At 70.4% G+C, this 18,523-nt stretch carries 18 protein-coding genes and 1 pseudogene; 8 read left to right on the top strand and 11 right to left on the bottom strand.

What is annotated here, in order from left to right:
* Window positions 1-17: 17 nt before the first annotated feature.
* The gene (locus AB0C26_RS18630) at window positions 18-305 is read left to right on the top strand and encodes a helix-turn-helix transcriptional regulator (RefSeq protein ID WP_360249971.1); all 288 of its coding nucleotides are present in this window, start codon (window positions 18-20) and stop codon (window positions 303-305) included.
* Between the two features lie 292 nt (window positions 306-597).
* Here the strand turns inward: AB0C26_RS18630 and AB0C26_RS18625 are convergent, their stop codons facing one another.
* Window positions 598-1,035 carry a MarR family transcriptional regulator gene (locus AB0C26_RS18625; RefSeq protein WP_360248387.1) on the bottom strand — a complete coding sequence of 146 codons (438 nt, stop codon included), beginning with the start codon at window positions 1,033-1,035 and terminating at the stop codon, window positions 598-600.
* A 93-nt stretch (window positions 1,036-1,128) separates the two neighbouring features.
* Between AB0C26_RS18625 and AB0C26_RS18620 the strand changes: the two genes are divergently transcribed.
* Window positions 1,129-2,046 (top strand): alpha/beta hydrolase, encoded by a 918-nt coding sequence (locus tag AB0C26_RS18620; protein WP_360248385.1) that lies wholly within the window; start codon window positions 1,129-1,131, stop codon window positions 2,044-2,046.
* Window positions 2,043-2,825, top strand: coding sequence for a hypothetical protein (locus AB0C26_RS18615; RefSeq protein WP_360248383.1), 783 nt, complete (start codon window positions 2,043-2,045; stop codon window positions 2,823-2,825). Before AB0C26_RS18620 ends, AB0C26_RS18615 begins: the two co-directional genes overlap by 4 nt.
* 38 nt (window positions 2,826-2,863) lie before the next feature.
* Here AB0C26_RS18615 and AB0C26_RS18610 read toward each other — a convergent pair whose 3' ends face one another.
* From AB0C26_RS18610 to AB0C26_RS18600, 3 genes are all read right to left on the bottom strand, one after another.
* The gene (locus AB0C26_RS18610) at window positions 2,864-3,985 is read right to left on the bottom strand and encodes a glycosyltransferase (protein WP_360248381.1); all 1,122 of its coding nucleotides are present in this window, start codon (window positions 3,983-3,985) and stop codon (window positions 2,864-2,866) included.
* Window positions 3,986-4,489: 504 nt separating this feature from the next.
* Window positions 4,490-5,098 carry an NAD(P)H-binding protein gene (locus AB0C26_RS18605; RefSeq protein WP_360249968.1) on the bottom strand — a complete coding sequence of 203 codons (609 nt, stop codon included), beginning with the start codon at window positions 5,096-5,098 and terminating at the stop codon, window positions 4,490-4,492.
* A 2-nt stretch (window positions 5,099-5,100) separates the two neighbouring features.
* Complete coding sequence (locus AB0C26_RS18600) at window positions 5,101-5,928, bottom strand: inositol monophosphatase family protein (RefSeq protein WP_360248379.1); 828 nt, start codon at window positions 5,926-5,928, stop codon at window positions 5,101-5,103.
* Between the two features lie 66 nt (window positions 5,929-5,994).
* Between AB0C26_RS18600 and AB0C26_RS18595 the strand changes: the two genes are divergently transcribed.
* The 3 genes from AB0C26_RS18595 to AB0C26_RS18585 are packed head-to-tail and all read left to right on the top strand — an operon-like array spanning window position 5,995 to window position 9,825.
* Window positions 5,995-6,906: a LysR family transcriptional regulator gene (locus AB0C26_RS18595; RefSeq protein WP_360248377.1), complete on the top strand. Its 912-nt coding sequence runs from the start codon at window positions 5,995-5,997 to the stop codon at window positions 6,904-6,906.
* A gap of 18 nt (window positions 6,907-6,924) precedes the next feature.
* A complete protein-coding gene (locus AB0C26_RS18590; protein ID WP_360248375.1) occupies window positions 6,925-9,339 on the top strand; it encodes a glycogen/starch/alpha-glucan phosphorylase in 2,415 nt (804 codons plus the stop codon).
* Window positions 9,340-9,372: 33 nt separating this feature from the next.
* Window positions 9,373-9,825, top strand: a complete 453-nt coding sequence (locus AB0C26_RS18585; protein WP_360248373.1) for a hypothetical protein — start codon at window positions 9,373-9,375, stop codon at window positions 9,823-9,825.
* Here AB0C26_RS18585 and AB0C26_RS18580 read toward each other — a convergent pair.
* The gene (locus tag AB0C26_RS18580) at window positions 9,776-10,528 is read right to left on the bottom strand and encodes a hypothetical protein (protein ID WP_360248371.1); all 753 of its coding nucleotides are present in this window, start codon (window positions 10,526-10,528) and stop codon (window positions 9,776-9,778) included. The two genes, AB0C26_RS18585 and AB0C26_RS18580, sit on opposite strands and share 50 nt — an antisense overlap.
* On the bottom strand, window positions 10,525-11,322 hold the full coding sequence (locus tag AB0C26_RS18575; protein WP_360248369.1) for an SDR family oxidoreductase: 798 nt from the start codon (window positions 11,320-11,322) through the stop codon (window positions 10,525-10,527). The genes AB0C26_RS18580 and AB0C26_RS18575 overlap by 4 nt, the downstream gene beginning before the upstream one ends.
* A gap of 72 nt (window positions 11,323-11,394) precedes the next feature.
* On the opposite strand from AB0C26_RS18575, the gene AB0C26_RS18570 reads away from it, so the two are divergent.
* On the top strand, window positions 11,395-12,195 hold the full coding sequence (locus tag AB0C26_RS18570; RefSeq protein ID WP_360248367.1) for a GNAT family N-acetyltransferase: 801 nt from the start codon (window positions 11,395-11,397) through the stop codon (window positions 12,193-12,195).
* On the opposite strand, the gene AB0C26_RS18565 is transcribed toward AB0C26_RS18570, so the two are convergent.
* Genes AB0C26_RS18565 through AB0C26_RS18550 form a run of 4 tightly spaced genes read right to left on the bottom strand, consistent with a single transcriptional unit; the run spans window position 12,170 to window position 17,069 of the window.
* Window positions 12,170-13,702 carry an AMP-binding protein gene (locus AB0C26_RS18565; protein WP_360248365.1) on the bottom strand — a complete coding sequence of 511 codons (1,533 nt, stop codon included), beginning with the start codon at window positions 13,700-13,702 and terminating at the stop codon, window positions 12,170-12,172. The genes AB0C26_RS18570 and AB0C26_RS18565 overlap by 26 nt on opposite strands.
* Window positions 13,702-14,913, bottom strand: a complete 1,212-nt coding sequence (locus AB0C26_RS18560; RefSeq protein WP_360248363.1) for an acyl-CoA dehydrogenase family protein — start codon at window positions 14,911-14,913, stop codon at window positions 13,702-13,704. Before AB0C26_RS18560 ends, AB0C26_RS18565 begins: the two co-directional genes overlap by 1 nt.
* Before the next feature lie 10 nt (window positions 14,914-14,923).
* Window positions 14,924-15,742: a MaoC/PaaZ C-terminal domain-containing protein gene (locus AB0C26_RS18555; protein ID WP_360248361.1), complete on the bottom strand. Its 819-nt coding sequence runs from the start codon at window positions 15,740-15,742 to the stop codon at window positions 14,924-14,926.
* 4 nt (window positions 15,743-15,746) lie between these two features.
* Window positions 15,747-17,069, bottom strand: a complete 1,323-nt coding sequence (locus tag AB0C26_RS18550; RefSeq protein ID WP_360248359.1) for a 3-oxoacyl-ACP reductase — start codon at window positions 17,067-17,069, stop codon at window positions 15,747-15,749.
* Window positions 17,070-17,121: 52 nt separating this feature from the next.
* Between AB0C26_RS18550 and AB0C26_RS18545 the strand changes: the two are divergent.
* A pseudogene (locus AB0C26_RS18545) lies at window positions 17,122-18,414 on the top strand (acetyl-CoA C-acetyltransferase); the annotation flags it as partial.
* Between the two features lie 9 nt (window positions 18,415-18,423).
* On the opposite strand, the gene AB0C26_RS18540 reads toward AB0C26_RS18545, so the two are convergent.
* The coding region (locus tag AB0C26_RS18540) for an integrase core domain-containing protein (RefSeq protein ID WP_139338199.1) at window positions 18,424-18,523 on the bottom strand (100 nt) is incomplete at its 5' end.

The raw sequence follows: 18,523 nt of genomic DNA, 5'->3' as shown, positions 1-18,523 counted from the left end.
CCTGGACTGTCGCCACCCTGGCCGACCGGGCGCGGATGTCTCGGGCAACCTTCGCCCGCCGGTTCGCCGGACCCATCGGCCAGCCGCCAGTCCGCTACTTCACCTGGTGGCGGTTGACTACCGCAGCTCGCCTACTGCGAACCAGTGACGCCCCACTCGACGCGATCGCCGCCGGCGTCGGCTACACCTCGACATTCGCCTTCAGCAACGCCTTCAAACGCCGATTCGACATGGCGCCCGGCCAATACCGGCGTGCCGGTGCCGATCCGAGACCCGGACGAGATCACCACCCGCACCCGGATTGAAGCGACATCCGCTCATCGGCAGATCCGGGCGTTAGCCGGCTACAGCTGGTGGTTGCGGGTCGGCTCCACAACAACGAGCGGCCTGCCAATCACCGCGGCGAACGGCGCCTCGCCGGAAGCATCCCGCAGCGACCAACGGGTTCGCTCCCTCGCGAACCCTCCTGACCAGGATCCCGTCGAGGCGGGACGCGACTCGCTCAGGAACGACCCTTCCATGACACAAATCGTGTTCTGCCGGGGATGCCCGAAAGTGCCATAACGGAAAGTTCTCAGCCAAGTGGATGTTCATCGGTCAGCCAACCGGAATGCCGATCTTGTCGCGTTCGAGTGCGGCACGAAGCATGCGCAGCGCTTGTGTCGCAGCGTCCAGGTGTTCGGGTTCGAGAACCGCGTGGATAAGTTCGGTGATGGTCGTGAAGGTGGTGCTCGCATCACTGACGAGGGCGCGGCCGGAGTCGGTGAGTTCCAGCAGCGAGGATCGCCGGTCCGCCGGGTTGGGGATCCGCTTGACCCATCCGCGTCCTTCGAGGCGGTCGATGCCCTTACTGATCGCCCCGACGCCGGCGGCGAAGAACTCGGCGAGGTCAGCGACCCGCGCGCCGGGGTGATCGCGCAGGTAGTGCAGCGACTCGAACTGCGATGCGGCGATTCCGTGCCGGGTGCGCATCAGGTCGTTCAAGCTGTTGTACAGCCGTGTCTCGCATCTGACCAGGTCGCTGAAAAAAGTCACACTTGCCGCCGACGGCTCGCAGTTAGATGCCGCGGCATGTAAATATCTTCCACGGCATACAGTTTAGCCGCTTGCAGGTTAGGGAGTACAGCGATGAGCAAGGCACAACGTGCGACGGTCGACGCGATGCTGCGGCAGAGCCCGCAGAGCTTCACGCCGGTGCCGGTGCAGCAGATGCGCGAGAACTTCGCCAAGCTGATGGCGCTGTTCCCGGTTCCGCCTGCGCGAACCTCGGAGACGACGCTCGGTGGTCGGCCCGCAGTCCTGGTCGAACCGGTGGGCGAGATCCGTCCGGACGCCACGATTCTGTACTTCCATGGCGGCTCGTTCTCCCTCGGCTCCCCCCAGACCGCGATGGGGCTGACCGCCGGCCTGGTCAATCGGACCGGGTTCCGGGCGCTGTCGCTGGACTACCGGCTCGCACCGGAACACCCGTTCCCCGCCGGGATCGAGGACTGTCTCGCCGCCTACCGCGCACTACTCGACGACGGCGTCAACCCGGAATCAATCGCGTTTGCCGGAGACTCGGCCGGCGGCGGCCTGACCGTGACGACCACGCTCGCCGCCAAGAAGGCCGGGCTGCCGGTGCCGGGCGCGATCGTCGCGTTCTCGCCCGGGCTGGATCACACCCGCACGGGCGCCAGCATGGATACCAAAGCCGGCATCGACCCACTCTTCACCCGCGAGGGCATGGCGTACACCGGCGAGCTCTATCTGGGCGGGCAGGACCCGAACCAGGAACTGCTCGCCCCTGCTGTCCTGGCCGACCTGACCGGCTTCCCGCCACTACTGCTGCAGGTCGGCACCAACGAACTGCTGCTCGACGACTCGGTACGGCTGGCCGAACGCGCCCGCGACGCCGAGGTCGACGTCATCCTCGACATCACCGCCGGCGTGCCGCACGTGTACCAGGCCTTCCTCGGCCAGCTCGACGAAGCCGAGCATGCGCTCGACCGCGCCGCACTGTTCCTGACCCAGCACCTGAAGGCCGCAACGGAGCGGCATCAATGACCGGAGCCGACCTCAGCAGCGTTCACCGGCTATCGAAAAGCGAACTCCCCGCGTTCGCCACACTTCCGCACGACATGCACCTGGACGGCAGGTTCACCGGCGACACCACCGCCGCCCGTGGGCTGGGGCTCAACTGGCGCACCGTTCGCAAGTGTGCAACCGCCTCCAGCTGGCAGGAGTGCGTGCGTCGCGCGCGTCCGCGGGTCCCGTCCCCGCTCGACCGCTACCTGGGGTACCTGCGGCAACGCTGGGATGAAGGCGAACACAGCGTGAAGGTGCTGCCCGAAGAGCTGAAGGCCAAGGGCTATCTCGGCCACTGTCCACGCGTGAAGATGGCGGTCGCACCGCCGCGCCGGGGCCTGCCGGTCGATCAGCCCCGCAACCGTCCGCCGTCACCGCGCGAAGTCGCCCGGTGGATCACCAGCAGCCCACCACGGCGGACCCTCGACACCGCCGGACGACTACAGCGGCTGCTCGCGCATTGCGCTGAACTCGACCGCGCTCACACCCCGGTCCGAGCCTTCGCGGCCATGTTCGATACCAGCGACCCCGGACCGCTACCGGGCTGGCTCAACGAACTCGAGGCGAGTCGCCTGCCCGGACTGCCCAGCTTCGCCAAGGTGATCCGCGAAGACTTGCCGGCCGTGGTCCAATCTGTCACCTCTCCCTACAGCTCCGGCGTCAATGAAGGCCGCATCACCGACGTGAAACTCCAGACGAGACTCATGGCCGGCCGAGCAAGGGCCCCACTCCTACGCCGACACCGCGCACGTGCATGAGACGATCAAGGTCATGTCCGGGGGGTGACCCCAGGTCGTTAAGCGAGCGCCTCAATCATGCCGAGCGCCTGCGCAGGCAGTGGCAGAGCGTTGATCTCATCCTGGATCTGCTGTGCGGCGAGCCGGTATGAGTCCTCGTGCAGCAAGGTAGCTGCAGCGCGGGCTGCGTCCTGGGGCGTGAACGTCACCGGGTCAAGCTCCAGCGCCGTGCCGAGTTCGACGCAGCGCCTCGTGTTGTGCGGCTGGTCGGCGCCCATCGGGAGTAGCACGGAGGGAATGCCGTGGGCGAGCGAGCCGATGAGGGTGCCGGACCCGCCATGTGCGATCACGAGGTCTGCTTCGGCCAGGATTTCCTGCTGCGGGATGAACTGCTCGATGCGCACGTGCTCCGGCTGCGGTCCGAACGATGCGGGATCGAGCCGCCGCCCCACTGTCGTCACCACGCGGACCGGTAGGTCGCGAAGCCCGGCGAGCACGCGTTCGAAGACCTCGCGGTGTGTATCGAGCGTCCCGAGCGTGAAGTAGATCAAGGGCTTGCCGGCTGTGTGCGTTCGCCGCGGGACGCGGTTGCCTGGCGCGCACCAGAAGGTACTTTGCGGCAGCGGGTGGCGCGGATCGCGCAGGCTCGGCGGTGCGGGCATGATGACCAGTTGGCCGTTGAGCCGGGTCAGCTCGGGGTCGGGTACCAGCCCGTACTCGGCACGCAACGCAGAGACCGGGTCGAGGATGACCTCCTTGCGGGCCAAGCCCCCCGCCAGCAGCACAATGACATTCACACACGGGATACCGAGTGTCTCCGCGGCGATCGCCGAGCCGAAGTCGATCTCGTCGCGCACGATGACGTCCGGCTTGTACTCAAGCGCGATCTCCCGGATCGCCTTGGCATGGCGGCGCGCACCCCGGCCGGCGAACGAGTCGCGAAGGACCTGCTCCTCGCGGGCCAGGTCGACTGGCTCCAGACGTTGCTCGGGCTCGTCGGCGGGCCGCGGCTTCGGTTCGCTGGTGCGCAACGCCGTGAAGCCCGCCGCCGTGATCTCCTCGTACCGGCCCCCGGAGCCCGCCACGGCCACAGTGTGACCAGCGGCCCGCGCCGCACGAGCAAATGGGATAAGTGGCCGGAAATGCCCACTGCCGCCGATGAAAGTGAAGAGAATGCGCACTCCGGCGAGCCTACCGCCCGCCCGCGGCGTTCCCCGAGACCGGCAAAGCCTGAACCAGACTCAAGCACCTCCAACCCTCAACAACCACCACTATTGATCCCCAGGTCGTAACGATCTCCCGCTACGAAAATCTTGCCAGAGCCAGTCTTAGCCGTACGCCGACACCCGATCGGCGAGTGCTGGCACTCAACAGTTCACGGCCCCGGCATACCGACCTGACCTCCTCGTCACGGCGATCAGCCCCAGCCTGACGGCCGCCAACGGCGTCGGCGCCGAGATCGCCGGGCAGCTATAGGTCAGCGCCGGGGAGAACCACGACCGGCTCACCTCCTCAGCCGCGCGCGCCGAGCTCTGCGGCGGCGACCGGCACGCCGACGCCGCCCTCTACCGGTCGTGCTCGGGCGCCTGCGCTGTGAGCCCCGCACCTGCGACTTCATGTAACGACGCACCAGCTCGGCACGGCTGACAATCTTGCTTGGGATCCATCGGAGCATCCCCGGACGCTCAGCCGTTGGCCGTGACGATGACGCGGCCCGGGAAGCGAGGCCGGATCGCCTCGTCGGTCATGGCGGCGGCCACCGCCGCTCGGCTCACCCGCGCCGGGAAGAAGCGGCGCGGCATGTCCTCCAGTGGGAAAGTGTGGTGCTCCGCCGTCCCGCCGGCCAGCGGGCCGACGTGGAAGAGCGTGCCCCCGGCGGCCAGGACGGCCGCGTCCGCCGCGACCTTGTCCGGGATCTCGGCCCGCATGACCAGGGCCAGCAGCCCTCGTGTGAGAGCACCAGCCGCCGCAGCCGACGGGCCGGTGCCGAGAGCGCCGAGCCAGACGATCCGCCCCACGCCGGAGGCCACCACGGCCTTGGCCCCGGCGGTCAGCACCCCGGGCAGGTCACCCTTCGGCATCCCGAGGCCGGAGACGAGCACGTCGGCTCCCTCGACGGCACGGGCAATCGACGCCGGGTCGTGCACGTCGGCCGCCACGGCGGTCAGGCCGGGCCGGGCCGGCACGCGGGCGGGGTCACGCGCCAGCGCCGTGACCTCCAGTCCTCGTGCGAGCCCTGTCTCCACCAGCAGCGACCCGACCGCCCCGGTCGCGCCGAGCACCGCGATCCGCATGCTCACCTCACCCCACCGGCCACGGCGCGGCCCGCCACACCGTCGATGCCGGGGGCGCTCAGCGCGGCGAGCGCCGCCGCGTGCAGGGACGGGGCGGCGGCCAGGTAGCCACTGCTGGTGATCTCCCAGGGACGGCCGTCCAGGTCGGTGACCACACCGCCGGCCTCACGGACGAGCAGGAGCGGGCCGATGTGCGAGCGGACGTTGTCGAACTGCCACACCGCGTCCATCCGGCCGGCGGCGAGCTGGGCCAGTTCATGGGTGACCGGGACGGACATCCGCACGTACAGCGCCTCGCTCATCATCGCCGCTATCCCGGCGCCCACCCGGGCGGCGGCCGCGGCGTCGCGTCCCGGTTTGGCCTGGCCGGTCCCGACCAGCGCGGCCGCCAGGTCCTGTTTGGCCGACACGCGCAGCGGTGCGCCGTTGAGCCGCGCGCCCTCGCCGGCCACCGCGGTGAACAGGTCGCCGGTGAGCGGGACGTACAGCACCGCCAACCGCGGCCGGCCGTCGCGGACCAGGCTGACGCCGATGTTCCAGTCGGTCATGCCGTGGACCGCGTTGACGTTGCCACCGACCGGGTCGGCCACCCACCAGTCACCGTCGGGCATCGGGCCGGTGGCGTGCTCGTCCTCCTCCCACCGGGACCCGGGCAGCGCCGCCGTCAGCACCGGGCGGAGCAGGCCGGCCACGGCGCCGTCGTTGGCTCGGACGGCCGCCACGAGCTCCTGGAGATCGGCGGGCCGGGCCGAGGCGGAGTAGCGGGTGAGCAGGCGGGCTCCGGCCTGGCGGACGGCGTCGGTGACTACGGCAAGGAGTTCGTTTGTCATGTGTCGAGCTTCGGGCCGTGGCTCAGTTAAGTCCAGTGCACTCTTGTTAGTCTATGATTTACCGCCATGCAACTAGATCTGAACCTGCTGACCGCCCTCGACGCGCTGCTCGAGGAGGGCAGCGTCACCGGCGCCGCCGGCCGGTTGCGGCTCTCCCCGCCCGCCCTCAGCCGCACGCTGGGGCGTCTCCGGCGGCACACCGGCGACGACATCCTGGTGCGCACCGGGCGGACGATGACCCCCACGCCGTACGCCCTCGCCGTCCGGGATCAGGTGCGCGACCTGGTCCAGCAGGCCCATCAGGTGCTGGCCCCGAGCCGCGAGCTCGACCTGGCCACCCTCGAGCGCACCTTCACCCTGCGCTGCCACGACACCCTCGCCACGGCCCTCGCCGCGCCCCTGCTCCAAGTCGTGGACGAGCAGGCACCCGGCGTGCGGTTGCGCTTCCTGGCCGAGACCGCGATCGACACCGACGACCTGCGGCACGGGCGCGTCGACCTGGAGGTCGGGGCCGGCCTCCCCGTGTCGCCGGAGCTGCGTTCCGAGACCTACGGGCACGACCAGCTGGTGGTGGCGATGGGGCGCTCACATCCGTACACCCCAGCAATTGATCTTCAGCGGTTCGCCGCGAAACCGCATGTGCTCGTCTCGCGCCGGGGCCGCCTGGCCGACCCGGTCGACGAGATCCTCGCCACGCACGGCCTGCGCCGGCGCGTGCTGGCCTCGGTCGGCACGGTGGCGGCGGCGGCCCAGGTGATCAGCCGCAGTGACTGCCTGTTGACCCTTCCGCTCGGCCTTAGCCGCCCGCTGATCGCGGCGTTCGGCCTGGTCACCGTGCCGCTGCCGGTGGCCGTGCCGGATGTGCCGATCATCGGCGTGTGGCATCAGCGCTACGACACCGATCCCGGGCACCTGTGGCTGCGCACACAGGTCGGGGCCGCCCTGGCGTCGGCAATGCGACAACTGCCGGAAACCTGATTCGGGCAAGGTGCACGCATGGACCTTCGTAACGGGGTGGAAATTCGGTCGCTCGGCACCACGCCCGGCGAATTCCGGCGGGATCTGCTGAGCAATCTGTACTACCGGCGCGGCACGACCGTGGAATCGGCGAGCGCGCAGGACGCGTACGAGACCTTGGCCCTGACCGTGCGGGACCGCCTGGCCGAACGCCGCGCCCGGACCGCGGCGGCGCAATACGAGAGCAATCCCCGGTGGGTCTATTACCTGAGCGCCGAATATCTGCTCGGGCCGCAACTGGAACAGAATCTGCTGTATTCGGGTACGGGCGAGGCCGCGCGCCAGGCCTTGGAGGCGTGCGGTTTCGCGCCGGACGAGATCGCCGCGCTCGATGTCGAGCCGGGCCTCGGCAATGGTGGCCTGGGGCGGCTCGCGGCCTGCCTGCTCGACTCGCTGGCCACGATGGACATTCCCGCGGTGGGTTACGGCATCCGCTACGACCTGGGCATCTTCCGCCAGGAATTCCAGGACGGGCGGCAGGTCGAGCGGCCCGACGACTGGGCGTTCCAGGGCGACCCGTGGGAGTTCCCCGCGCCGGACGACGTCCAGACGGTGGGCTTTTACGGTCATGTCGAGGAGAGGGACGGCCGTCGCGCCTGGATTCCGGGCGAGGTCGTCCTCGGCGAGCCGAGCCATTTGCTGGTGCCGGGATACGGGACGACGACGGTCAATATCGTACGGCTGTGGCGCGCTCGCGCCCACCGGGCCTCGTTCGACCTGACGCGCTTCTCGGCCGGGCAGTACGCGGAAGCCGTGCAGGACGCGGTGCGCGCCGAGAACATCAGCAAGGTCCTCTACCCGGACGACAGTACGGCGTCGGGGCGCGAGCTGCGTCTCAAGCAACAGTACTTCCTGGTCTCCTGCTCGCTGCGGGACATCGTCCGCCGCTTCCACATCCGCAACGCGGACTGGGACACGTTCCCCGACAAGACGGCGATTCAGCTCAACGACACCCACCCGGTGCTGGCCATCCCGGAGCTGATGCGGCTGCTGGTCGACGAGGAGGGCCTCGATTGGCAGTACGCCTGGTCGCTGGTCCGCCGAACGTTCAACTACACGTGTCACACGCTGCTGCCGGAAGCGCTCGAGACATGGCCGGTGGACATGCTGGGCCACCTCCTGCCCCGCCATCTGGAAATCATCTATCTGATCAATGCCGGTCTTCTCGACGAGGTTCGGTCACGCTTTCCCGACGACCTCGATCGGGTACGGCGGATGTCGCTCATTCAGGAGGAGCCGGCTCGCCTCGTCCGCATGGCCAATCTCGCCGTCACCGGCACCGCCATGACCAACGGGGTGGCCGAGTTGCACACGCAGCTGCTGTCCTCGACCGTTCTGCGGGATTTCCACGACCTGTGGCCGTCCCGCTTCGCCAATGTGACGAATGGCGTTTCTCCTCGGCGATTCGTCCGCTTGGCCAACCCGGGACTGTCCGCGCTGATTTCGTCCGGGCTCGGCGGCGACCGATGGCTCACCGACCTGTCTCTTCTGGAGGGCCTGGCGGCCCTGACGGACGACGCCTCGTTCCGCGAGCAGTGGCGTGACGTGAAACGGGCGGCCAAGGCGGCCCTCGGGCTGGGCGACCCGGACGCGCTGATGGACGTCATGATCAAGCGCTTCCACGAGTACAAGCGCCAGCAACTCAAGCTGCTTCACGTGATCACGCTGTATCACCGGATCAAGGCGGGCGGCTACGACGGCGTACCGCGAACGGTCCTGTTCGGCGGCAAGGCGGCGCCCGCCTATCAGGCGGCCAAGAACATCATCCACCTGATCAACGCGGTGGCCACCGTCGTCAACGCGGACCCGGCCACGGCGGGCCTGCTGCGCGTGGTCTTCCCGGCCAACTACAACATCACGCTGGCCGAGCACATCATTCCGGCCGCCGACCTGAGCGAGCAGATCTCCATGGCCGGAAAAGAGGCTTCCGGTACGGGCAACATGAAGCTCACCCTGAACGGCGCCCTCACCATCGGCACCCTCGACGGCGCCAACATCGAGATCCGCGACCGGGTCGGCGCCGACAACTTCTTCCTGTTCGGCCTGGACGCGCCGGCCGCGCTCGCCCTGCGCTCCGACGCCTACCAGCCCCGCGACCACTACCACAGTGACGACGAGCTGCGGGCCGCCCTCGACGCCGTCCAGGCCGGCGCCTTCGGCGGGGTGGGCCACGAGGTGGCGGCGTCCCTGCTCGACCGCGACGAATACCTGACCCTGGCCGACTACCGGTCGTACGTCGACTGCCAGACCGAGGTCGACGCCGCCTGGCGCGACCAGGAGCGCTGGACCACGATGTCGATCCTCAACACGGCCCGGGCCGGCTTCTTCTCCGCCGACCGCACGGTCGCCGACTATCTGGACCGCATCTGGCACGCGGCTCCCGTCCGCCCCTGAAAAATGTCATACCCCCCGGGAAGAATCAGGGCCATGTTCACAGTGGAGTTCGAGCGCATCGGCTATGCCCCTTTCATCCTCCGCGCGGTGTCCGGCGCGACCCGCCCGCTGCTGGTCGAGGAGGTCTACGCGGCCTGGGCCGCCTCGGTGACCTCCTCGGCCAGCCACCTCGTGCGGTGGCCGTCGCCGGGCCGCGCGTGGGCCACCTTCGAGTCCGACGTGCTGGCCCTGGTCCGCTCGGGCGAGCTGGTGACGTGCGCCGACGACGAGCCGGAAACCCACCCCCACCACCACCTGACCCGCGGCCACGAGGGCCACGCCCCGTTCCGCCACGGCCCGGCCCCGGCCGTCCGCCGCTACCTGGCCACCCCCGCCGGCTCGGCGGCCTGGCGTTCCTCGGTCACCGACCCGTTCCTGCGCAAGACCGTGCTCCGGCTCAAGCCGCGCGCGCCGCGGCCAGCGCCTGTCGGAGCTGGTCGCCGGTGAGCCGCCGGGCGTTCCAGGCGAGCGCGGCCAGCGCCGCGTGCTCGGGGTGCGGCCGGGCCTGTTCGGCGACCGGCCCCACCCCGGCCAGCGCGACCAGTTCTCCGGGGTCGTATCCGAGCAGGTGCGCGAAGGCCGTCACGTAGAGCGGGGTCACCACGACCCTCCCCGCCCCGAGCATCCAGATGGTCGAGTCGGAGACGTACGGCCCGCCGCCCACCTCGAGCAGCACGCGCGCGTTGTGCGGCTTGATGTTCCGGTTCCCCGCCAGCCGCACGAGCATCGACCCCGCCGACTCGGGAAAGCCGGGCTCCTCCGCCGGCTCGGCCCGCGGTCGCGGTGGCATCGCCCGGACCAGCTCGTCGATCTCCGCGATCCGCTCCCGGTCGAGCCGAGCCGCCGCGCGCAGGAGATGCCCCACATCCCACGGCTTGGTGGGCAGAGCCGACGCCTCTTCCGGCGGGACCGGCAGCCCCGCGACGGTGTAGAGGTCCGCCGGCGCGATGCGCACCGCCGGCGCCAGCCGTTCCAGCAGCTCCGGACTCGGCCCGGCCCCGTCGACGACGGCCCGCAGCTCGGCCTCGGCCACGCCCGCCTCCCCGGCGAGAGCGGCCACCATCTCCTCCATCACCGTCGTGGCGTCCGGCCGGCGTACGGCCAGCAGCCGCCACAGCCGTGGCCCGAAAGGTGACCGCGGCGTCGTCATGTGGACAGGTCGTGGCGGCGGTGGGTGAGGCGCTCGGCCAGTGAGGCCGGGACGGCACGGCGGAGCGCGAACACCAGCGGGGCGTTGCTGCCGACCGCGTAGCGCTGGCGGGGCCGGGGAGCCGCGATCGCCTTCAGGATGGTCTGGGCCACGCGCTCGGGTGAGGTGCCGGCCCGCTCGTTGCGGTCGAGGGCGGCGAGCATCGTCTCGAAGCGCCGGCGGTACGGGGAATCCGGTTCGCCGTACACGGTGCGGCGTTCGCTGATGCCGGTGGCGATGGAACCCGGTTCGACGGTGGTCAGCCAGACGCCGTACGGGGAGAACTCATGTCTCGCCCCGTTGCTGAAGCCCTTGATCGCGGCTTTCGAGGCGACGTAGGACGAACGGTAGGCCAGCGGGAAGGAGGCCAGCATCGAGCCGACCATCACCACCCGCCCGTATCCGCGCGAGCGCATGCCCGGCAGGGCGAGTTGCGCCAGGCGTACCGGACCGAAGACGTTGATCTGAAAGACCCGCCGCAGGGCCTCGTCCGGCAGCTCCTCGAACGGGCCCGACTGGCTCTCGCCCGCGTTGTTCACCAGCACGTCGACGCCGCCGAGCGTCCCGGCCAAGGCCTCGATCGAGTCCGGCTCGTCGAGCTCCAGCGGCAGGTACTCGACGCCGGTGACCGGATCCGCCACCGACGACGGCTTGCGCGACGTGCCGTACACCCGGTAGCCGGCCGCCACCAGCGCCACCGCCGTCGCCCGTCCGATACCCGACGAGGCCCCCGTGACCAGAGCAGTGCGATCCATCGACGCACAATATCGAACGTCCCGCGAGGGAATGGGACATCTTCTGAACGGCGTATCGGGCACTATGTGACGATGATCGATACTGACACGCTCCTGGCGGCCTACGACGCGCAGATGCGGATGCCGCCGGGCGCCGTGCCGGCCGGCATGACGTACGAGCAGGACGGGCCGGTCCTCCGGGTCGTCGGCGGCCACATGGGACGCGTACGGACACCGCGCGACCTCGGCGTGGACGGGGCTGAGCTGGACCGGCTGATCGTCCGCCAGCGTGAGTACTTCCAGGCGCGGGGCGAGGGCGTCGAATGGAAACTGCGGGCCCACGACCTTCCGACGAGTCTCCCCGAACGCCTGTCAGCGGCCGGGTTCGTGCCCGAGGACCCGTTCGCCGTGCTGATCGGCATCGCCGGCGACGTGGCCGCCGAACCGGTCCTGCCCGACGGCGTCGCGCTGCGCCGAGTCAGCGCGGCGGACGACCTCCGCCGCATCGCCGACCAGCAGACCGCGGTGTGGGGGTTCGACTGTTCCTGGGTCGCCGAGCATCTGAACGCCCAAGTGTCGGCCGACCCCGAACAGATCACCATCCTCATCGCCGAGGCCGACGGCCGGCTCGTCTGCACCGCCTGGACGATCTACCATCCCGGCACCGAATTCGTGGCGCTGCTGGGCGGCACGACACTACCCGAGTGGCGGGGACACGGCCTGTACGGCGCCATGATCGCCGCCCGGGCCCGCGAGGCCGCCGCCCGCGGCTTCCGGCTGCTGCACGTCGACGCGTCCCCGGACAGCGCACCCATCCTGCGCCGGCGCGGATTTCACCAGATCACCACGTCGACGCTCTACAAGTGGACTAAGGACGAGGCAGCTCGCGGGTAAGAACCTTGCCGGTGGCGTTGCGGGGAAGGGCGCCGAGAAAAACCACATCCCTGGGTACGCAGAAACGAGCGCGATGCGCCCGCACATGGTCACGCACCGCGTCCTCGTCCAGGGCGGCGCCGTCCCGGGCGACCACGTAGGCGGCGAGGCGCTGCCCGTACTTCTCGTCGGGCACACCGATCACCGCGACCTCCCGTACCTGCGGAAGGTCGGCCAGCAGGTTCTCCACCTCGGACGGGAAGACGTTCTCGCCGCCCGACACGATCATGTCGTCGGCGCGGCCGTCGATGAAGACCCGGCCCGCCTCGTCCAGGTGCCCCAGATCGCCGGTGGCCAACAGCCCGTCGCGGACATCACCGGAGGAGGCGTTGGTGTAGCCCTCGAACAGCATCTCGTTCCCCACGAAGAGCCGCCCCGGCGTTCCGGCCGGCACCGGTTTCCCGTCGTCGTCGAGCACCCGAACCACCGTGCCGTGCGGCGGCCGCCCCGCCGTCGACGGCGCCGCCCGCATGTCGGCCGGGGTGGCGATCGACGCCCAGGACGCCTCGGTCGACCCGTACAGGTTGTAGAGGACGTCGCCGTACCGATCCATGAAACGCGTGGCCAGCCCACCGGGCAGCGCCGACCCGCTGACGGCCACCACACGGAGCGGCAGTTCCCGCGCCGGCTGTTCCATGAACTGCTGAACCATCACGGGTACGCCGACAAGGGCGGCGCAGTTCTCCCGGACGACCGTGTCCAGCGCGTCCGCCGGCTCGAACCGCCGGCGCAGAACGACCGTCGCCCGGAGCGCGATGGCGATCTGAAGAGCGGCGAATCCCCAGGTGTGGAAGAGAGGGGCGGCGATCAGCATCCGCATTCCGGCCCGCAACGGAATCCGGTCGATGATCGAGCACAGCGGCGAGAACCCACCCGGCGTGGGCCGCCGAGCCCCTTTGGGCGTACCCGTGGTCCCCGACGTCAGCACGATGGTCCGCCCGGCCCGCACCGGCGGTCGCAGCCGAGGCCGCCGACCACTCGCCCGCCCGGCCCGCCTTTCGACGTCCGCCTCGCCCAGGAAAACGCACGCCGGTGGCGCGGCGGCCAGGAGCGGAGCGAACTCGTCGTCGTGGATCAGGCCGTTCAGCTGCTGGTCGTCGATGACGGCGGCCAACTGCGGGCCCGACAGTCCCGTGTTCATCAGCACCGGATCGGCGCCCAGCTGGGTGATCGCCATCAGGGTCTCGATCATCGAGGCTGAGTTGCGGCGCAGCAGGCCGACCCGGTCGCCCGGGCCGAACGGCAGCGCCGCCGCCAACCGGGACGAGCGGGCCAGCAGTTCCCCGTACGTCGTCGGGCCCCGGTCGTCGATCACCGCGACCCGCCCGGGGCTGCGCGCCGCCGCCTGCCTCAGTTCGCCCGCCAGGCCGAAGCCCCAGCGGCCCAGGGCCGCGAACTGCCGCACGATCCGTCCGGGGTGGCCGGGGTTCAGCAGGCCCCGCCGGGCCATCGTGCGGGCGACGAACATCAGCGGATCTGCATGCCGGTGATCGCGCGGGAGATGACCAGGCGCTGGATCTCCGACGTGCCCTCGAAGATGGTGTAGATCTTCGCGTCCCGGTACATGCGTTCCACCGGGTGGTCGCGCAGGTAGCCCGCCCCGCCCAGGATCTGCACCGCCTTCTCCGTCACCGCGACCGCGACCTCGCCCGCCTTCAGCTTCGACATCGAGCCCTCGCCCGCCTCGAACGGCTTGTCGTTGCGGCCCATCCACGCCGCCCGCCACACGAGCAGCCGGGCCGCGTCGATCTCGGTCTTCATGTCGGCCAGGGCGAACGCGACCGCCTGGTTCTCCACGATCGGCCGCCCGAACTGGACCCGGTCCTTCGCGTAGTCGAGCGCGTACTCGTACGCCGCCCGCGCTATCCCGATCGCCTGCGCGCCGACCGCCGGGCGGGACAGTTCGAACGTGCGCATCGCCGCCTGCCGGGACGCTTTCTGGCCCGCTCGCGCCCGGGCGAGCCGTTCGTCCAGCGCTTCTTTGCCGCCGAGCAGGCACGACCCGGGCACCCGCACGTCGTCGAGGAACACATCGGCCGTGTGTGACGCCCGCAGCCCCAGCTTCTTCAGTTTGCGCGACGCGGCCAGCCCGGGCGTGCCGGGCGGCACGATGAACGCCGCCTGTCCCCGCGAGCCGAGTGCCGGGTCGACCGAGGCCGTCACGACGTGCACGTCGGCGATGCCGCCATTGGTGGCGTACGCCTTCTGGCCGTTGAGAATCCACTCGTCGGTGGCCTCGGAATAGACGGCCCGGGTCCGCATGGCGCCCACGTCGGAACCGGCCGCGGGCTCGGTCGTGCAAAAGGCGCCGACGGCGGGCGCGGAGGCGTCGCCGAAACACTGCGGCACCCATTCGACGAGCTGTTCCGGCGTGCCCGACCCATAGATGGCCGCCACCGCCAGCGACGTGCCGGAAATGGCCATCCCGATGCCGCCGTCGCCCCAGAACAGTTCCTCGTTGGCGATCGGCAGGGACAGCCCGGCCATGTCGGCCCACGTGTTCACCAGGAACTCGAAGCCGTACAGCCCGATCTTCGCAGCCTCCTGGAGGACGGGCCAGGGGAATTCCTCGCGCTCGTCCCATTCGGCGGCGGCGGGCCGGATGACGCCGGCGGCGAAACCGTGCACCCATTCACGCAGGTCGTTTTGCTCTTCGTTGAGATCGAGCCAGAACTCCACGAGGGCAACCCTACTCAGGGGTAACTTGGCCCACAAGATGGGGACGCTTGCCGTACAGCTCGAATTCCCGAGAAGGCGAGGCGTGCAACGACACCGTGGACGGCAGCAGGATCGGCTGTTTGAAGGCCACGTCCACGGTGTACGCGCCCGGCAGCCGCCCCTCGAAGAACGCCAGACAGCGGGCCAGACTCCACATCCCGTGCGCGATCGGCCGCTGGAATCCGAACAGCCGCGCCCCGATCCGGGACGTGTGAATCGGATTCCGGTCCCCGCTCACCGCGGCATAGGAGCCCCCGACGGCGGCGGGCACGCGCCACACGGCCGAAGCGGCGGGGAAGGAACGCTCGGAGGACCGGGAAGAGCCGGAGAACGACGTCTTGGACAGGTACGTCGACACGGCCGACCACACCACGGAGCTACCGGCAGAGGCGGAGACGACCACGTCCACCTGCTGCCCGCGTGGATGTGGCCGCAGGCCGGCCGCCCGTACCGAGAAATCAAGAACGTCATCGGCCGAGACGGGCCGGGACACCGTGATCCGGTTGGCGATGTGCACCAGCCCGATGGCCGAGAAGGGAAAGTCCGGCGCCGTCATCAACCGCATCGCGAGCGGAAACGCCAGCACGTGCGGATAGGTCGCCGGAACGGTGTCGGACAGCCGGAATCCGCACACCCGGTCGTAGCGGGCAAGGTGATCGCGGTCGATGGGCACGCCCCGCCGGACGAGTTCCAGGTCGGGCAACGAGGTGCGCCGCTCGCGCGGAAGCAACCCCAGGGCCGCCCGCAGGGTGTTGCCGGCCGGGTCGGATGTCAGCTCCTCGACGGCCATGGCGTCACGCCCCCAGCAGGCTCTGCCCGCAGACCCGCACCACGTTGCCGGTGACGGTCCCGGAGCCGGGCGAGGCGAACCACGCGATCGTCTCGGCCACGTCGACCGGCAAGCCGCCCTGGGACATGCTGTTCATCCGGCGGCCGGCCTCGCGCAGCGTCAGCGGCATCTTCGCGGTCATCGCCGTCTCGATGAAGCCGGGCGCCACCGCGTTGATCGTGATGCCCTTCTCCAGCAGCGCCGGAGCCGTCGACTGGACCAGTCCGATCACGCCCGCCTTGCTGGTCGCGTAGTTCGTCTGCCCGCGGTTGCCGGCGATCCCGGCGATCGAGGACACCCCGACGATCTTGGCTCCGGTACGGAGGAGGCCGCGCTCCAGAAGCACCTCGTTGATCCGCTCGGGCGCGACCAGGTTGACCGACAGGACGCTCCCCCAGCCGCCGGCGTCCATCTTGGCGATCGTGCGGTCGCGGGTGATGCCCGCGTTGTGGACGATGATGTCCAGCGGGCCGCTCAGGTAGGACGCCAGCCGCTCCCCCGCCCCGGCCGCGGTGAGATCCAACTGCAGAGCCCGTCCGCGTACGTCGTTGGCCACCCCGGCCAGAGCGTCGCCGGCCGCCGGCACGTCCAGGGCGATCACCTCGGCGCCGTCGCGCGCGAGGACCCGGGCGATCGCCGGCCCGATGCCCCGCGCCGCGCCCGTGACCAGCGCCGTCTTGCCGGCCAGGGGCCGTTCCCAGTCGGCCGGGGCCGGCGGCGTTCCGGCGCCGATCGTGATGACCTGGCCGGAGACGTACGCCGAACGGCCGCTCAGCAGGAAGCGGATCGTCGACTCGACGGCGGTCTCGCCGCCCGGCGACACGTACACGAGCTGGCTGGTGATGCCCCGGCCGAACTCCTTGCCGATGCTGCGGGTCAGCCCCTCGAGGGCGCGCTGGGCCGTCGCCTCGCGCGCGGAGCCGGTCTCGGCGGGCGGGGTGCCGAGCACGATCACCCGGCCCGAGCGGGCCAGCGAGCGCGCGTTCGGATGGAAGAAGTCGAACAGCTCGCTCAGGGCCGCCGTGCTGGTGATGCCGGTGGCGTCGAACACCAGCGCACCGTGCGGACCGGCCGCGGCGTCGAGCACCTCGGTCCCCGTACCGGAAAGGACCTTGCGAATCTCCTCGCCGAGCCGCCCGCCCGGAGCACCGCCGAGCAGCACCGGTCCCGCCGCGATCGGGTCGCCCGCCCGGTATCGGCGCAGCCGCGGCGGATCGGGCAGCCCGAGGCGCTTGACGAGGGTCCGGCCCGGACCGGAGTTCGCGAAACTCGCGTACCTGTCACCCATGGGCCGCAGCCTACTCGGCGCCCACGTTGGTAGCCTACTGATCGGTAGCTAGGCGACATCCAAGGAGGCAACCGTGCCACGCAAGGTCGCGGTGCTGGGCGGCAACCGGATCCCGTTCGCCCGGTCGAACGGCAAGTACGCCCGGGCGTCGAACCAGGACATGCTCACCGCCGCCCTCGACGGCCTGGTGGCCCGGTACGGGCTGGCCGGGCAACGGCTGGGCGAGGTGGTCGCGGGCGCGGTGCTCAAGCACTCCCGCGACTTCAACCTGACCCGCGAGGTGGTGCTGGGTTCGCGCCTCGATCCCACCACCCCGGCGTACGACGTGCAGCAGGCCTGCGGCACCGGGCTCGAGACGGCGATCCTGGTCGGCAACAAGATCGCGCTGGGCCAGATCGACGCGGGTGTGGCCGGCGGTGTCGACACCACCTCGGACGCGCCGCTGCAGCTCAACGACGACCTGCGCCGTACGCTGCTCGAGCTGAACCGGGCCCGCTCGCTCGGCGACCGGCTGAAGGTGCTGGCCAAGCTCAACCCCCTGCTGGCCTTCAAGCCGGACGTGCCCCGCAACGCCGAGCCCCGCACCGGCCTGTCCATGGGCGAGCACGCCGCCATCACCGCCGTCCGCTGGCACGTCGACCGCCAGGCCCAGGACGAGCTGGCCCTCGCCTCCCACCAGCGGCTGGCCGCGGCGTACGACAAGGGGTTCTTCGACGACCTGGTCACGCCCTGTCTGGGGCTGACCCGCGACCAGAACCTGCGCGCCGACACCAGCCTGGACAAGCTGGCCAGGCTCAAGCCGGTCTTCGGCGGCGAGAACGGCACGATGACCGCCGGCAACTCCTCCCCGCTGACCGACGGCGCCTCCACGGTCCTGCTCGGCTCCGAGGAGTGGGCGGCCGAGCACCACCTGCCGGTCCAGGCCTACCTGGTCGACTCCGAGACCGCCGCCGTCGATTACGTGCACGGCGACGAGGGCCTGCTGATGGCCCCGGCCTACGCGGTGCCCCGCCTGCTGGCCCGCAACGGCCTGACCTTGCAGGACTTCGACTACTACGAGATCCACGAGGCCTTCGCCTCGCAGGTCCTGGCCACCCTGGCCGCGTGGGAGTCGCCCGAGTTCGCCGAACAGCGCCTGGGCCTGGACGCCCCGCTCGGCTCGATCGACCGGGCCAAGCTCAACGTCAACGGCTCCTCGCTGGCCGCCGGCCACCCCTTCGCGGCCACCGGCGGCCGCATCGTGGCGACCCTGGCCAAGCTGCTGGCCCAGAAGGGCTCGGGCCGGGGCCTGATCTCCATCTGCGCCGCCGGCGGCCAGGGTGTCGTCGCGATCCTGGAGCGCTGACCGCGCCGCCTAGCTGTGCTGTCCAGGGACGTTGGTCAACCTGGTGATGGGTGGTAGGCCACCGATTGCTGAGTGGGGTCGGTGGTGATTGTAGTGATGCAGGAAGGCC

It is taken from the genome of Actinoplanes sp. NPDC048796 (assembly GCF_040650035.1).
Lineage (GTDB): Bacteria > Actinomycetota > Actinomycetes > Mycobacteriales > Micromonosporaceae > Actinoplanes.
The sequence above is the reverse complement of the archived record's forward strand: the minus strand, read 5'-3'. Positions and strand labels throughout refer to the sequence as shown.

Coding starts and splice junctions, on each gene's coding strand:
- AB0C26_RS18620 (WP_360248385.1), top strand. CDS start 1,129: ATGAGCAAGGCACAACGTGCGACGGTCGACGCGATGCTGCGGCAGAGC.
- AB0C26_RS18615 (WP_360248383.1), top strand. CDS start 2,043: ATGACCGGAGCCGACCTCAGCAGCGTTCACCGGCTATCGAAAAGCGAA.
- AB0C26_RS18605 (WP_360249968.1), bottom strand. CDS start 5,098: ATGCGGATCGCGGTGCTCGGCGCGACCGGGGCGGTCGGGTCGCTGCTG.
- AB0C26_RS18600 (WP_360248379.1), bottom strand. CDS start 5,928: ATGACAAACGAACTCCTTGCCGTAGTCACCGACGCCGTCCGCCAGGCC.
- AB0C26_RS18595 (WP_360248377.1), top strand. CDS start 5,995: ATGCAACTAGATCTGAACCTGCTGACCGCCCTCGACGCGCTGCTCGAG.
- AB0C26_RS18590 (WP_360248375.1), top strand. CDS start 6,925: ATGGACCTTCGTAACGGGGTGGAAATTCGGTCGCTCGGCACCACGCCC.
- AB0C26_RS18585 (WP_360248373.1), top strand. CDS start 9,373: ATGTTCACAGTGGAGTTCGAGCGCATCGGCTATGCCCCTTTCATCCTC.
- AB0C26_RS18580 (WP_360248371.1), bottom strand. CDS start 10,528: ATGACGACGCCGCGGTCACCTTTCGGGCCACGGCTGTGGCGGCTGCTG.
- AB0C26_RS18575 (WP_360248369.1), bottom strand. CDS start 11,322: ATGGATCGCACTGCTCTGGTCACGGGGGCCTCGTCGGGTATCGGACGG.
- AB0C26_RS18570 (WP_360248367.1), top strand. CDS start 11,395: ATGATCGATACTGACACGCTCCTGGCGGCCTACGACGCGCAGATGCGG.
- AB0C26_RS18565 (WP_360248365.1), bottom strand. CDS start 13,702: ATGTTCGTCGCCCGCACGATGGCCCGGCGGGGCCTGCTGAACCCCGGC.
- AB0C26_RS18555 (WP_360248361.1), bottom strand. CDS start 15,742: ATGGCCGTCGAGGAGCTGACATCCGACCCGGCCGGCAACACCCTGCGG.
- AB0C26_RS18550 (WP_360248359.1), bottom strand. CDS start 17,069: ATGGGTGACAGGTACGCGAGTTTCGCGAACTCCGGTCCGGGCCGGACC.